The 14,525-nt window shown below is 72.9% G+C and carries 13 protein-coding genes; 2 read left to right on the top strand and 11 right to left on the bottom strand.

The window, feature by feature from the left end; genetic code table 11:
- Positions 1-65: 65 nt before the first annotated feature.
- The gene (locus tag ABZ951_RS27320; protein WP_344094525.1) at positions 66-755 is read right to left on the bottom strand and encodes a response regulator; all 690 of its coding nucleotides are present in this window, start codon (positions 753-755) and stop codon (positions 66-68) included.
- Between the two features lie 85 nt (positions 756-840).
- On the bottom strand, positions 841-3,393 hold the full coding sequence (locus tag ABZ951_RS27325) for a sensor histidine kinase KdpD (RefSeq protein ID WP_344094528.1): 2,553 nt from the start codon (positions 3,391-3,393) through the stop codon (positions 841-843).
- 285 nt (positions 3,394-3,678) lie between these two features.
- On the opposite strand from ABZ951_RS27325, the gene ABZ951_RS27330 reads away from it, so the two are divergent.
- Complete coding sequence (locus ABZ951_RS27330; protein ID WP_344094531.1) at positions 3,679-4,215, top strand: GNAT family N-acetyltransferase; 537 nt, start codon at positions 3,679-3,681, stop codon at positions 4,213-4,215.
- A gap of 19 nt (positions 4,216-4,234) precedes the next feature.
- On the opposite strand, the gene ABZ951_RS27335 is transcribed toward ABZ951_RS27330, so the two are convergent.
- The 8 genes from ABZ951_RS27335 to ABZ951_RS27370 all read right to left on the bottom strand — a co-directional run bounded on the left by ABZ951_RS27335 (position 4,235) and on the right by ABZ951_RS27370 (position 13,137).
- Positions 4,235-6,103 (bottom strand): NAD-binding protein, encoded by a 1,869-nt coding sequence (locus ABZ951_RS27335; protein ID WP_361280920.1) that lies wholly within the window; start codon positions 6,101-6,103, stop codon positions 4,235-4,237.
- Positions 6,104-6,322: 219 nt separating this feature from the next.
- Positions 6,323-6,973, bottom strand: a complete 651-nt coding sequence (gene kdpC / locus ABZ951_RS27340) for a potassium-transporting ATPase subunit KdpC (RefSeq protein ID WP_344094533.1) — start codon at positions 6,971-6,973, stop codon at positions 6,323-6,325.
- A 4-nt stretch (positions 6,974-6,977) separates the two neighbouring features.
- Entirely contained in the window at positions 6,978-9,098 is a 2,121-nt protein-coding gene (kdpB, locus tag ABZ951_RS27345; protein WP_344094536.1) for a potassium-transporting ATPase subunit KdpB, read from the bottom strand.
- Positions 9,095-10,786, bottom strand: a complete 1,692-nt coding sequence (gene kdpA / locus ABZ951_RS27350; protein ID WP_344094539.1) for a potassium-transporting ATPase subunit KdpA — start codon at positions 10,784-10,786, stop codon at positions 9,095-9,097. The genes kdpB and kdpA overlap by 4 nt, the downstream gene beginning before the upstream one ends.
- Positions 10,787-10,794: 8 nt before the next feature.
- Positions 10,795-10,884 (bottom strand): K(+)-transporting ATPase subunit F, encoded by a 90-nt coding sequence (gene kdpF / locus ABZ951_RS27355; protein WP_344094541.1) that lies wholly within the window; start codon positions 10,882-10,884, stop codon positions 10,795-10,797.
- Between the two features lie 325 nt (positions 10,885-11,209).
- Positions 11,210-11,989 (bottom strand): DUF3710 domain-containing protein, encoded by a 780-nt coding sequence (locus ABZ951_RS27360; protein WP_344094543.1) that lies wholly within the window; start codon positions 11,987-11,989, stop codon positions 11,210-11,212.
- Between the two features lies 1 nt (position 11,990).
- On the bottom strand, positions 11,991-12,482 hold the full coding sequence (dut, locus tag ABZ951_RS27365; protein ID WP_344094546.1) for a dUTP diphosphatase: 492 nt from the start codon (positions 12,480-12,482) through the stop codon (positions 11,991-11,993).
- A gap of 76 nt (positions 12,483-12,558) precedes the next feature.
- Complete coding sequence (locus tag ABZ951_RS27370; RefSeq protein ID WP_344094548.1) at positions 12,559-13,137, bottom strand: PaaI family thioesterase; 579 nt, start codon at positions 13,135-13,137, stop codon at positions 12,559-12,561.
- Positions 13,138-13,196: 59 nt separating this feature from the next.
- On the opposite strand from ABZ951_RS27370, the gene ABZ951_RS27375 reads away from it, so the two are divergent.
- On the top strand, positions 13,197-13,640 hold the full coding sequence (locus ABZ951_RS27375) for a DUF3093 domain-containing protein (protein ID WP_344094551.1): 444 nt from the start codon (positions 13,197-13,199) through the stop codon (positions 13,638-13,640).
- A gap of 55 nt (positions 13,641-13,695) precedes the next feature.
- Here the strand turns inward: ABZ951_RS27375 and ABZ951_RS27380 are convergent, their stop codons facing one another.
- Positions 13,696-14,514: a hypothetical protein gene (locus ABZ951_RS27380; RefSeq protein ID WP_344094553.1), complete on the bottom strand. Its 819-nt coding sequence runs from the start codon at positions 14,512-14,514 to the stop codon at positions 13,696-13,698.
- Between the last annotated feature and the right edge of the window lie 11 nt (positions 14,515-14,525).

Here is a 14,525-nt window from a genome sequence, read left to right on the forward strand (position 1 = left end):
TGCGGGTTTTCTGTCCGCGCGGCGCCGGCGTCCTCGGGCGGCGGGGGCGGGCCCCCCCCCCCGCTTCACACCTCGAACCGGTACCCCATCCCCGGCTCCGTGATGAAGTGCTTCGGGTGGGAAGGGTCCTGCTCCAGCTTCCGGCGCAGCTGCGCCATGTACACCCGCAGGTAATTGGTCTCGGTGCCGTACGACGGACCCCAGACCTCCTGGAGCAGCTGCTTCTGGCTGACGAGACGGCCCGTGTTGCGTACGAGCACCTCCAGCAGGTGCCACTCCGTCGGCGTCAGGCGCACGTCCCGGCCGCCGCGGTTGACCTTCTTCGCCGCGAGGTCGACGGTGAAGACCTCCGTCGTCACGATCGCGTCGTCCCCGGCGGCGGCCGCCCCCGTGGGCTCCGCGCGCCGCACGGCCGCCCGGAGGCGGGCCAGCAGCTCGTCCATGCCGAAGGGCTTGGTGACGTAGTCGTCGGCTCCGGCGTCGAGCGCCTCGACCTTCTCGTCGGAGGTCTGGCGGGCGGACAGCACGAGGATCGGCACCCGGGTCCAGCCGCGCAGGCCCTTGATCACCTCGACCCCGTCCATGTCGGGCAGCCCGAGGTCGAGGATGACCACGTCGGGGTGGCGGGCGGCGGCGAGCTGGAGGGCGGTGGCCCCGTCGGGGGCGGCGTCGACCTCGTACTTCCGCGCCTTGAGGTTGATCACGAGGGCGCGGACGATCTGCGGCTCGTCATCCACCACGAGCACCCGGTTCATGCGGAACCACCTCTGCTGTTCTTCGGGGCCCCGCTGGGCCCGGGATCGGGGTCGGCCGGCCCGCCGGTGCGGCGAAGGGCCGCGGTCACGAGGTGACCTGCGCCGGAAGGTCGGGCCGTACGGGCGGGCGCCCGGCGGCCGCCCGGAGGGTGAGGACCATCGTCATGCCGCCGCCGGGGGTGTCCTCGGCGGCGAGCGTGCCGCCCATGGTCTCGGCGAAGCCCCGGGCGACGGCCAGGCCGAGGCCCACCCCGGCGCCGCGCGGCGCGTCGCCGTAGCGCTGGAAGGGCTCGAAGATGCGGTCCTTGGCGCTGTCGGGCACGCCGGGCCCCCGGTCGACCACCCGGACCTCCACCCGGTCGCCGAGCGCGCTGGCGGCCACCAGGACGGGCGTGCCGCCGGGGCTGTACTTGACGGCGTTCTCGACGAGGTTGGCGACGCTGCGCTCCAGCAGGCCGGGGTCGACGGCGACCATGGGCAGCGTCTCGGGGATGTCGAGGTCGACGCTGTCCTCGGGGACGCCGCCGAGGGCCATCGGGACGACCTCGTCGAGGTCGATCTCGCGGATCAGCGGGGTGACGGTGCCGGTCTGGAGCCGGGACATGTCCAGGAGGTTGCCGACGAGGTGGTCGAGGCGGTCGGCGCCGTCCTCGATGCCGGCCAGCAGCTCGGCCTCGTCCTCCTCGGACCAGGCGACGTCGTCGGAGCGCAGGGACGTCACCGCGGCCTTGATGCCGGCGAGCGGGGTGCGCAGGTCGTGGCTGACGGCGGCCAGCAGGGCGGTGCGGATGCGGTTGCCCTCGGCCAGCTCGCGGGCCTGCTCGGCCTCGCCGACGAGCCGCTGGCGGTCCAGGACGACGGCGGCCTGGGCGGCGAAGGCGGCCAGCACCCGGCGGTCCTCGGCGGGCAGCACCCGGCCGGAGAGGGCGAGCGCCATGTTGTCGCCGACGGGCATGTCCACGTCGGCGTCCTCGGGGCGCAGCAGGGGCTTGCCGGTGCTGGTCACCACGCTGCTCGCGCAGGTCCAGGGGTCGACCTCGCTGGCCCGCTCCAGCAGGGCCACGGACTCCATCGCGAACGTCTCGCGCACCCGCTCCATCAGCGCGTCCAGGCTGGTGTCGCCGCGCAGGATGCTGCCGGCGAGGAAGGAGAGGATCTCGGACTCGGCGCGCAGCCGTGCGGCCTGGTGGGTGCGGCGGGCCGCCACGTCCACGACGGAGGCCACCAGCAGCGCCACCGCGAAGAAGACCACGATGGCGACGAAGTTCTTCGGGTCCTGGACGGTGATGCTGTGCGTGGGCGGCGTGAAGTAGTAGTTGAGCAGCAGCGAGCCGAAGGCCGCGGAGGCCAGGGCGGGCAGCAGCCCGCCGAGGAGAGCCGCGGCGACGGTCAGGAACAGGAAGAGCAGGACGTCGTTGGCGAGGCCGGGGCCGTTCTCCAGCGACGTGAGCAGCAGCGTCAGCAGGGCGGGGGCGACCACGCCGACGATCCAGCCGGCCACGATGCGGGGGCGGCCCAGGCGGGCGCCGCGCGCCACGGGCAGGCCCCGGCCCTTGGCGACCTCCTCGTGGGTGACGATGTGGACGTCGAGGTCGGGCCCGGAGTCCCGGGCGACGGTCTGGCCGACGCCGGGGCCGAAGATGTACTGCCAGGTCTTGCGGCGGCTGGAGCCGAGCACGATCTGGGTGGCGTTGACTCCGCGGGCGAACTCCAGCAGCGAGGCGGGCACGTCGTCCCCGATCACGTGGTGGAAGGTGCCGCCGAGGTCCTCGACCAGGGTGCGCTGGACGGCCAGCTCCTTCGGCGAGGCCGAGGTGAGCCCGTCGCTGCGGGCGATGTAGACGGCGAGGATCTCGCTGCCGGAGCCCTTGGCCGCCATCCGGGAGGCGCGGCGGATGAGGGTGCGGCCCTCGGGGCCGCCGGTGAGGCCGACGACGATGCGCTCGCGGGCCTGCCAGATGGTGGAGACGCTGTGGTCGGTGCGGTACTGCCGCAGGTACTCGTCGACCCGGTCGGCGGTCCACAGCAGCGCGAGCTCGCGCAGCGCGGTGAGGTTGCCGGGGCGGAAGTAGTTGGAGAGGGCGGCGTCGACCTTGTCAGGCTTGTAGATGTTGCCGTGGGCCATGCGGCGGCGCAGCGCCTGCGGCGACATGTCGACGAGCTCGATCTGGTCGGCGTGCCGGACGACCTCGTCCGGCACGGTCTCCCGCTGGCGGACGCCCGTTATCGACTCGACCACGTCGCCCAGCGATTCGAGGTGCTGGATGTTGACGGTCGAGACGACGTCCACGCCGGCCTGGAGCAGTTCCTCGACGTCCTGCCAGCGCTTGGTGTTGCGGGAGCCGGGCACGTTGGTGTGCGCGAGCTCGTCGACCAGCGCGACGGCGGGGCGGCGGGCGAGGACGGCGTCCACGTCCATCTCGGTGAAGACGCTGCCCCGGTAGGTGAGCTCGCGGCGGGGCACCTCCTCCAGGCCGTGCAGCATGACCTCGGTCCGCGGCCGGTTGTGGTGCTCGACGAAGCCCACGACGACGTCGGTGCCGCGCTCCATCCGCCGGTGTGCCTCGGAGAGCATGGCGTACGTCTTGCCGACGCCCGGTGCCGCGCCGAGGTAGATCCGAAGCTTGCCGCGTCCCATGGCCCCATTGTCTTCCACGTCGCGCGACGGTGTCCGGGCCGGTTCTCCGTCCTGAGGTGCAGCACTGCCGCGTACGTCGACCTTACGGCCAAGGTTTTGGACATTTGGGGCGCCGGGGGGTGGGGCGGCGGGTATTGACGCAGCTCTGACGCCTGCGGCCGTGACGTCCCGGGGTTCCGGTGCCGCAGGTCACGGTGGTGCGGGGCCGGTGCGGGCCGCCGGCCGGCGCGGGTTCCGGTGCCAGGCGGCCCCGGTGGCCCTGGCAGCCCCTGGCAGCATGGCCGCATGATCGATGTACGCACCCTGCACACCTCGGAGCTGGACGACCGCGAACTCGCCGCGGTCCGCGCGCTGCTGGACGAGGCATTCGAAGGGGACTTCTCGGACGAGGACTGGGACCACTCGGTGGGCGGCATGCACGCCCTCGCGTGGGACGGCGGGCGGCTGGTCGGGCACGGGTGCGTGGTGCAGCGCCGGCTGCTGCACGGCGGCCGGGCCCTGCGCACCGGCTACGTCGAGGCCGTGGCGGTCCGGGCGGAGCGGCGCCGCCAGGGGGTGGCGTCGGCCGTGATGGAGGCGCTGGAGCACGTGCTGCGCCGCGGCGGGTACGAACTGGGGGCGCTGGGCGCGGCCGAGGGCGCCGTGCCGCTCTACGTCGGGCGCGGCTGGCAGGTGTGGCGGGGGCCGTCGTCGGTCCTGACCCCCACCGGCATCGAGCGCACGGCGGAGGAGGACGGCCACATCTACGTGCTGCCGCTCGGGGCGGAGCTGGAGGCGGGCGGCGAGCTGACGTGCGACTGGCGGCCGGGGGACGTCTGGTAGTGCGCCCGGCCGCCCCTCCTCAGGGCCGCGGCACCGGCGCGGGCCGCCGCCCCAGCAGGTCCGCGAGGCCCTGCCGGGTGGCGGCGATGACGACGCGGTCCTCGGGGCGCAGCACGTGGCCGGGCCCAGGGACCCGGAGCGGGCCGGGCGGGCCCGCCGGCGCGCCCGTGCCGTCGGCGGGGGCGCCGGTGCCGTCCTGGGCCAGGGCGACCACCCGCCACGCCTCGGGGACGGACGCCTCGCCCACGGTGCGGCCCGCCAGGGCGGGGTGGCCCGCGACCTCCAGGACGGCGACGAGGATCACCCGCCGCTCCACCGGCACCGCCCCCAGGACCTGACGCCCCATCATGGCCACGGCGAAGGCGGGCGCGGCGAGGAAGGAGACGCTGCGGCTGCGGGTCCAGGCCGCGGGGTGGGAGTCGCGCAGGGTGCGGTAGACGGCCGTGGCGAAGCGGTGCTCGTACAGCCGCATGACCACCCGCACGTCGGGCCGGACCGCGCGGGCGTACAGGACGGCCTCCAGGTTGGTGATGTCACTGCTGGTCAGCGCCATCAGGGTGCGGCTCTCGCCGATCTTCGCGGCCTCCAGGACGCCCTCCTCGGTGACGTCGCCGATGACCGTGGGCACCCGCAGCGAGCGGGCGAGCGCGACGCCCCGGGCCTGCGGGTCGCGCTCCACGCAGACCACCGGGATGTCCAGCTCCCGCAGCCGGGTCAGCACCCGGGTGCCGATCTTGCCGAGACCGAGCAGCACCACGTGGCCGGCCAGCCCGCGCGGCGGGCGGCGCAGGGCGGAGGCGGAGCGGAAGGTGCCGAGCCCCTCCAGGGCGGCGGCCACCAGCAGGGGGAGCAGCAGCAGGCCGGTCAGCCCGGAGAGCAGCTGGAGGATCTGGCGGCCCAGGCCCTCCCCTATGGCCGGGTCGTTGATGGCGAAGAGGTCGAGGAGGGACAGGTAGGCGGCGCGCATCGGGTGTTCTCCGGTGACGAGCCAGGAGGCGACGGCGAGTCCGCAGACGGCGGCCGCCAGCAACAGCAGGGCCCACCGCAGCCGGCGGGAGAAGAAGGAGCCCAGGGGCAGGCCGCGGGCCGTGAGGCGGGTGCGCGCCGGCACCGGGCCGGCGTAGCGGACCTGCTCCAGGACGATGCGGCCGCGCCCGGTGACCGCGTCCGCCTCGGCGTCCCCGGGCAGCAGCAGAGGGCCGTCGGCGTCGGCGCGGTCGTCCGGGCCGGCGGGGGGCGGGGAGAGGAGGGCGAGGGTGCAGGTGCCCGGTGCGGCGCTCTCGCCGGGGCGGAGCGGGGGTCTCTCCACGGCGCGCAGCAGCAGCCCGCCGGCCTCGATGACCTTGGTGTGGCCGGAGACGGCGGCGGCCACCAGGGCCGGGACCGCGGTGTCGGTGTCCGACAGGACGGTGGTGGTCGCCTCGGCGGTCTGCCCGCCGGGCTCCCCGGCGCCCACCAGGGCCGCCTGGTCGAGGAGTTGCTCCAGGTGCTGGCCGAGGCGGCGGTTGTACAAGCGGATGACGAGCCGCAGCCGGGGGTTGGCGCGGCGGGCCCGCAGCGCGGCGTGGATGTTGGTCTCGTCGTCGTCGTAGACGAGGGCGAGGGCGGTGGCGTCGGCGACGCCGGCCTCGGCGAACGCCTCGTCGTCGGGCTCGGCCGCCTCGATGACGCGCACGGCGGCGCCGGTGCCGTTGCGGGCGGCGGGCCGGGGGCCCGCGACGGCGCCGGTCATCCGCCCGAAGAGGGCGGCGGCCCGGCCGGGCCTGGGGGACGGGCGCGCCCGTCCGTCGCGGGCGGGCGGCAGGACGACGGTGACGCGCTCGCCGTGGACGCCGGAGAGCTCGGCGGCCAGCCGGTGGACGAGCCCGTCGTCACCGCAGACCACCATGTGCGGGACGGTCGGCGCCACTTGGGGCGGGAGAGAGAGGGAGGCCACGCCCTAAGAGTGCCCTGTCCAACAGTTCGATTCCCGGCAATAGCGCCGGAATGTCGGGCAGTTCACTCCCCCACCCTCCGGCGCCGGGCCGCAGGCCCCCGGCAGCCGGAAGGCCGTGACCGGCGGCACGCACCGGTCACGGCCTCACCCCGGCAGCGCCGGGGCGCCGCCTCACGCGCCCTTGGCGAGCTTGGTCAGGGCGATGTTGAGCTTCAGCACGTTGACGCGCTCCTCCCCCATGAAGCCGAGGATCCGGCCGTCCGTGTGCTCCTCGACCAGCTTCGCCACCGCGCCGGCCGGCAGGCCGTTGGCCTTGGCGACCCGGGCCGCCTGGAGCCGCGCGTACGCCGGCGAGATGTCCGGGTCGAGGCCCGAGGCGGAGGCGGTGACGGCGTCGACCGGGACCGCTCCCGGGGCGACGCCGTTGAACGCGGCGACGTCGGCACGGCGCTGCTCGACGGCCTCCAGCAGGACCTTGCTGTCGGCGGCGAGGTTGGAGGCGCCGGAGACCACCAGCTTGTACCGCGTGTTCTCGGTGTTGGCGCCGGCGGCCGACGCGCGGCCCTGGAAGTACTTCGGGTCGGGCAGCGGGTTGCCGTCCTTGTCCTTGGCGTCCAGCGTGTAGCTCTGGCCCAGCCGTTCGGATCCGGCGGACCTGCCGTCCACCGTCACCTCGGAGCCGTTGGCCTTGTCGTGGAAGGCCACCTGGGCGATCCCGGTGACGGCGAGCGGGTAGAGCACACCGCAGATCACCGTCAGGACGAGCAGGGCGCGCAGGCCCGCCCCCACCAAGCGGGCCGTGCTGCTTACGGAGTTGTTCATGACGTCACCCGATGCCAGGGATGAGGGAGAGGAGCAGGTCGATGATCTTGATGCCGATGAACGGGGCGACGAGCCCGCCGAGCCCGTAGACGGTGAGGTTGCGGCGCAGCATGCTGTCCGCGCTCATCGGCCGGTAGCGCACGCCCTTGAGGGCGAGCGGCACCAGCGCCACGATGACCAGCGCGTTGAAGATGACGGCCGACAGGATCGCCGACTCGGGCGAGGTCAGGCTCATGATGTTGAGCTTGTCCAGGCCCGGGTAGGCCACCGCGAACATCGCCGGGATGATGGCGAAGTACTTCGCGACGTCGTTGGCGATCGAGAAGGTGGTGAGCGCGCCCCGCGTGATGAGGAGCTGCTTGCCGATCTCGACGATCTCGATGAGCTTGGTGGGGTTGGAGTCCAGGTCCACCATGTTCCCGGCCTCCTTGGCGGCCGAGGTGCCGGTGTTCATCGCGACGCCGACGTCGGCCTGGGCCAGCGCGGGCGCGTCGTTGGTGCCGTCGCCGGTCATCGCGACGAGCTTGCCGCCGGCCTGCTCCCGCTTGATGAGGGCCATCTTGTCCTCGGGCGTGGCCTCCGCGAGGAAGTCGTCGACGCCCGCCTCCTCGGCGATCGCCTTGGCCGTCAGCGGGTTGTCACCCGTGATCATGACGGTCTTGATGCCCATGCGGCGCAGTTCCTCGAACCGCTCCCGCATGCCGTCCTTGACGACGTCCTTGAGGTGGATGACACCGAGGACCCGGGCGCCCCTGTCGTCTTCGAGCGCGACGAGCAGCGGCGTGCCGCCCGCCTGGGAGATCTCGTCGGTGAGCTTCTGGGTGTCCTCGGCGACGCTGCCGCCGCGCTCCCGGACCCAGGCGACGACCGAGCCGGTCGCGCCCTTGCGGACCTTCCTGGCCACCGCGTCCTGGACGACGTCCACGCCCGACATCCGGGTCTGGGCCGTGAAGGGCACCCACTCGGCGCCGACGAGCTCGCCCTCGTGCCGCTCGCGCAGCCCGTACTTCTCCTTGGCGAGGACGACGATCGAGCGGCCCTCCGGCGTCTCGTCGGCGAGCGAGGAGAGCTGGGCGGCGTCCGCCACCTCCGCGGCCGTGGTGCCCTTGACGGGGACGAACTCCGCGGCCTGGCGGTTGCCGTAGGTGATGGTGCCGGTCTTGTCGAGCAACAGCGTGGAGATGTCACCGGCCGCCTCGACCGCGCGCCCGGACATGGCCAGCACGTTGCGCTGGACGAGCCGGTCCATGCCGGCGATGCCGATCGCGGACAGCAGCGCCCCGATGGTCGTCGGGATCAGGCAGACCACCAGCGCCGCGAGCACGATCATCGACTGCTCGGCGCCCGCGTAGATCGCGAAGGGCTGGAGGGTGACGACGGCGAGCAGGAAGACGATGGTGAGCGAGGCGAGCAGGATGTTGAGCGCGATCTCGTTCGGCGTCTTCTGCCGGGCGGCGCCCTCCACCAGGTTGATCATGCGGTCGATGAAGGTCTCGCCCGGCTTCGTCATGATCTTCACGACGATGCGGTCGGAGAGCACCTTCGTGCCGCCGGTGACCGCGGACCGGTCGCCGCCGGACTCGCGGATGACGGGGGCCGATTCGCCCGTGATGGCGGACTCGTCGACGGAGGCGACGCCTTCGACGACATCGCCGTCGCCGGGGATGATGTCACCGGCCTCGCAGACGACGAGGTCGCCCACGCGCAGCTCCGTGCCGGGCACGGACTCCTCGGCCGTGCCGTTCAGGCGGCGGGCCACCGTGTCGGTCTTGGCCTTGCGCAGGGTGTCGGCCTGGGCCTTGCCGCGGCCCTCGGCGACGGCCTCGGCGAGGTTGGCGAAGAGGACGGTCAGCCACAGCCAGACCGTGATGGCCCAGCCGAACCAGTCGCCCGGGTCCTTGACGGCCAGCGCGGTGGTGACCACCGAACCGATCTCGACGACGAACATCACCGGGGACTTGACCATCACCCGGGGGTCGAGCTTGCGGAACGCGTCCGGCAGCGACTTCAGCAGCTGCGCCGGGTCGAAGAGGCCGCCGGAGACCCGTCCGTGCTCCCCGGCGTCCTGCGGGCGCTCGTCCTGGGGCCCTTCGGGGGCGGTACGGACAGGGGTGGTCGTGCTCATGAGAGTCCCTCCGCCATCGGGCCGAGGGCCAGGGCCGGGAAGTAGGTCAAGCCGGTGATGATGAGGATCGCGCCGACGAGCAGCCCGGCGAAGAGCGGCTTCTCGGTGCGCAGGGTGCCGACGGTCTCGGGTACGGGCTTCTGTTCGGCGAGTGAGCCGGCCAGCGCGAGGACGAACACCATCGGCAGAAAGCGGCCGAGCAGCATGGCCAGGCCGATCGTGGTGTTGTACCAGGGCGTGTTGGCGTTCAGGCCGCCGAAGGCGGAGCCGTTGTTGTTGGCGCCGGAGGTGAAGGCGTAGAGGACCTCGGAGAAGCCGTGGGCACCGCTGCCGTTCACCGAGTTCGACGCCGTGTTCAGCATCGACTCCGGCGGGGCGGACAGGGCCATCGACAGGGCGGTGAAGCCGAGGACGAGCGTCGGGGTGATGAGGATGTAGCACGCGGCGAGCTTGATCTCGCGGGTGCCGATCTTCTTGCCCAGGTACTCGGGGGTCCGGCCGACCATCAGGCCGGCGATGAACACCGCGATGATCGCCATGACGAGCATGCCGTAGAGGCCGGAGCCGACACCGCCGGGCGCGATCTCGCCGAGCATCATGCCGAGCAGCGTCAGGCCGCCGCCGAAGCCGGTGAAGGAGGAGTGGAAGGAGTCCACCGCGCCGGTCGAGGTCAGGGTGGTGGCGACACCGAAGATCGCGGAGGCGCCGACGCCGAACCGCTGCTCCTTGCCCTCCAGCGCGCCGCCCGCGGCCTTCAGGGCCTCGCCGCCGCCGTGGAACTCGGTCCACATCATCAGCGCGGTGAAGCCGAGCCAGATCACGCCCATGGTGGCGAGGATCGCGTAGCCCTGCTTGACGTTGCCGACGAGCTTGCCGAAGGTCCGGGTCAGCGCGAACGGGATGACGAGGATCAGGAAGATCTCGAAGAGGTTGGTGAAGGCGTTCGGGTTCTCGAACGGGTGGGAGGAGTTGGCGTTGAAGTAGCCGCCGCCGTTGGTGCCCAGCTCCTTGATGACCTCCTGCGAGGCCACGGCGCCGCCGTTGACCTGCTGGGTGCCGCCGGTGAGCTGACCGATCCCGTGGATGCCCGCGAAGTTCTGGACGGCGCCGCAGGCGACGAGCACCAGCGCGCCGACGACCGCGATCGGGATGAGGATGCGGACGGTGCCGCGCACCAGGTCCGCCCAGAAGTTGCCGAGGTCGCCGGTGCGGGAGCGGGCGAAGCCCCGGACCAGGGCCACGGCGACGGCGATGCCGACGGCCGCGGAGACGAAGTTCTGGACGGCGAGGCCGAGCGTCTGGACGGCGTGGCCCATGGCCTGCTCGCCCGAGTACGACTGCCAGTTGGTGTTGGCGACGAACGAGGCGGCGGTGTTGAACGCCTGGTCCGGGGCGATCGCGGTGAAGCCCAGCGACAGCGAATCGGGCAGCACGCCCTGGATCCGCTGGAGCAGGTAGAGGAAAAGGACACCGGCGAGGGAGAAGGCGAGGACGCCGCGCAGATAGGCGGGCCAGCGCATTTCGGCGTCGGGGTCCGCGCCGATCGAGCGGTAGATCAGCTTCTCGACACGCAGGTGCTTCTCGGAGCTGTAGACGCGGGCCATGTAGTCGCCCAGCGGGCGGTAGACCAGCGCCAGCGCCGCGACGAGCGCGGTGAGCTGGAGGACTCCGGAGAGGACGGGACTCATATCGGCGGTCAGAACCTCTCCGGGAAAACGAGGGCGAGGATCAGGTAGCCCAGCAGGGCGAGCGCCACGACCAGGCCGACGACGTTCTCGGCGGTCACAGCTTCGCCACCCCCTTGGCGACGAGAGCCACCAGCGCGAAGACCGCGATCGTGGTGACGACGAAGGCCACGTCGGCCATCGTGTGCTCCTAGAGAGTTCGGAGAGGAACGGACTCCCACAGCAAACCGTTGATATTGACGTATAAGCGCCCCGTTGACGCCTCCCTTACGGCCATTAGCGCGCCCTTGACGAATCCCATACGCGGACGGCGATGACCTGCGTAAACGCCGCTGGGCCGCAACCCCTGTTCGGGGTTGCGGCCCAGCGGAACGACCTGATCCGGCCGTCTGGCGAGCACCGTCTCCGCGGGGAGACGAGCGGAAGTCAGCGGATCTCGGAGATCTCCGGTCCGCGCTCCAGGCGGTCCACGCCGCCGGCGAAGCGCGAGCCTTCCGACTCCTCCTGCTGAATGCCCTCGGCGACCATCTGCGCGTCGTCCGGCAGCTTGAGGACGATCGGGTCGCGCGGCGCCATCGGGGAGTCGCCGCGGACGACGACGGTGTCCTGGAAGATCTGCTCCAGCAGCCCGGCGGTCTGCGGCTGCACCGCGCCCTGGCCGGAGATCACTCCGCGCAGGAACCAGCGCGGCCCGTCACAGCCGATGAAGCGGACGAGCTGGACGCCCTGGGCGCCGTCCGGCAGCGCCACCGGCACCTGGGCCCGCAGCTCCCAGCCGAGGGGGCCCTCGACCTCGTCGACGACACCGCCCTGCTGGGTGATGCCGGACGCGATCTCGTCCCGCACCTCGCCCCAGATGCCCTCGCGCTTGGGGGCGGCGAACGCCTGCAGCTGTACGGCGCTGTCGCGCAGCACGATCGTCGCGGCGACGATGGCGTCACCGGCGACCTCCACCCGGAGCTCCATGCCCTCGACCCCGGGCACGAACAGCCCGCCGAGGTCGACCCGGCCCTCGCCGGGCTCGCGGACCTCGGAGATGTCCCACGGCCCGTCGGGGCGGGGCTCCGGCTCCAGCCGGAGCCGGCTCTCGGCCGCGGTGTCCTGCGCGGACCCGTTGGCGAGGGCGTCCTCGGCCAACTCATCGGAGGTCACGCCGTCGACCTGGTCGACGGCGTCCTCGCTGCGCTTGCGGCGACGACCGAACACGTCACTGTCCTTCCCGGTCGCTGGCGACCGAAGCGAATCCATTCCCCACGGCAGCGTGGCCACCGGTGGACCCGAAGCCCCCTTCGGCCCGAGCCGAGCCCGGAAGTTCCGCCACCTCGTGGAAGCGGACCTTCTCGACCTGCTGGACAACCATCTGGGCGATACGGTCGAACCTCTCGAACCGGACGCTCTCGCGCGGGTCCAGATTGACCACAATCACCTTGATCTCTCCACGGTACCCGGCATCGATGGTCCCCGGGGCATTCACCATGGAGACCCCGCACCTGGCAGCGAGACCCGAACGCGGGTGCACGAAGGCCGCGTACCCGTCGGGCAGCGCGATGGACACCCCGGTGGGCAGCACCATCCGCTCGCCCGGGGCGAGCTCGGCGGCCTCGGTGGTGACCAGGTCGCAGCCCGCGTCACCCGGGTGCCCGTAGGCGGGGACGGGCACTGCGGGGTCGATCCGCCGGATCAGTACGTCCAACGGCATGCGGCACTCCTCGTCGTTCGTCGTCTGCGGCCCGGCCGCGGTCCGTCCGCCGCCGGGGCGGCCACGTGCGCGGCACTCACGGGTTGACCTCGAAGGCCCGCGCGACCTTGACCTGGTCGGGGTTGGCCAGGGTGGCCTGGATCTCGGCGGGGCGGCCGTTCTCGATGAAGTGGTCGATCTTGACCTCGATGAACACCGCCTCCGCGCGGACCGCGACGGGCCCGCCGGGACCCCCGATCCGGCCGGTGGCCGTGGCGTAGATCTTACGGCCGTGGACGGCGTGGACCTCCGCCTCCAGGTACAGCACGGTGTCCACCGGGACCGGCCGCAGATAGTCCGTCGCGAGGCGGCCGGTCACCGCGATGACCCGCAGCATCCAGCCCAGCGACCCCAGCGTCTCGTCCAGCGCCGTCGCCAGGACCCCGCCGTGCGCGAGGCCGGGGGCGCCCTGGTGCGCCTCCTTGACGCGGAACTCCGCGGTGACGCTCACGCCCTCGCCGGCCCGCACCTCGACGTGCAGCCCGTGCGGGACACCGCCGCCACAGCCGAAGCAGTACTCGTAATGCGCCCCGATGGCCTCACCGGGCGCGGGGGCGTCCGGGTGCCGCACCGGGGGCTGGGCTCCGGCCGGCGGCGTCGTCGTTGGTCCACTCACAGGGGCTGACCTTACCCGCGACGGCCGCGCGCGGTCCCGCCCGTGTCAAGCTTGGGCTCATGCAGCCTTACGAAGAACGCCTGACCGCGCCCCGTTCCTGGTGGTTCTTCGCGGTCCTCGTCGGAGTCGCGATGGCACTGATCCTGCTGCCCCTCGGCAAGGCGCCGATGTTCGGCGGCCTCGTCGGCGGCGGCGCGCTGGCGATGGCGGCGGTCAGCTCCTACGGCGCGGTGCGCATCCGGGTGGTGGGCGGCGCGCTCGTGGCGGGCGACGCGCGGATCCCCGTCGAGGCACTGGGGGTGCCCGAGGTGCTGGACGCCCAGGAGGCCCGCGCCTGGCGGACCCACAAGGCCGACACCCGCGCCTTCATGCTGCTGCGCGGCTACGTCCCCACGGCGGTGCGGATCGAGATCACCGATCCGGAGGACCCCACCCCCTACGTCTACCTCTCCACGCGCTCCCCCGAGCGCCTGGCCGCCGCTCTCGGGGCCGTACGGGCCTGAGCCGGTCCCTGGGCGTCCTTCCGGCGCCGCCCGGCCCTCCTGGGGCCCACCGGGGCTACCGGCCGTCCGGCTCGGGGGGTGAGGCGGGCTGCAGCTCGTCCCACCGCACCTGCTTGCCACGGAGGTCCTTGCGGACCTTCTCGGCGAGCTTCTTGGTGTCGCGGCGGTTCATCACCGCGCCCACGGTCGCGCCGATCATGAAGGGGGCGAGGTTGGGCAGATTGCGGAACGTGCGCTTGAGGACCTGCTGGCGCAGCTCGCGCCGCAACTGGCCGCCCAGGGCCGCGTTGAGGGTCATGGGCGAGGTCACGTCGATGCCGCGCTCCTGTGCCCAGGCGCCGAGGTAGGCCGTCGCCCGCTGGCGTACGGTGCCCGGCGCCCGCAGTCCGTAGACCTCGTGCAGTTCGGCGATGAGCTTGAACTCGACGGCGGCGACGCCGACGATCTCGGCCGCCAGCTCGGCGGGCATGGCGGGCGGCACCGGCAGCATCGCCGCCGCGCCGACGCCGGCGCCCACGGTGGACGTGCCGTTCGCGGCACCGGCCACCAGTTTGTCCGCGAGCTCCTCCGGGCCGAGACCCGGGAACTGCCCGCGCAGGGTCGCGAGGTCGCGCACCGGGATGCGCGGGGCGTTCGCGATGATCCGGTCGGCGACGGCGGTCAGGCCCGCCCTCGCTCCCCGGCCGCTCCTCTTGGCGCCACGCCCGACGGCGGCGGCGAGCGAGGCCGTGCGGCCCCGCTCGACGTTCGCGTCGGCCATGGCGTCCGGAGCGCTGTCGGCAGCACTTTCCTGCCGGGTGACGTCCTCGGCCGGCCCGCTGGTCAGCTCGGGCTGCCGGGAACGCCGCTTCCGGAACGGGGTCGAGCCTGCCATCGCAGACCCGC

Source organism: Streptomyces sp. NPDC046215, from assembly GCF_040646215.1.
Classification (GTDB): Bacteria; Actinomycetota; Actinomycetes; order Streptomycetales; family Streptomycetaceae; genus Streptomyces; species Streptomyces stramineus.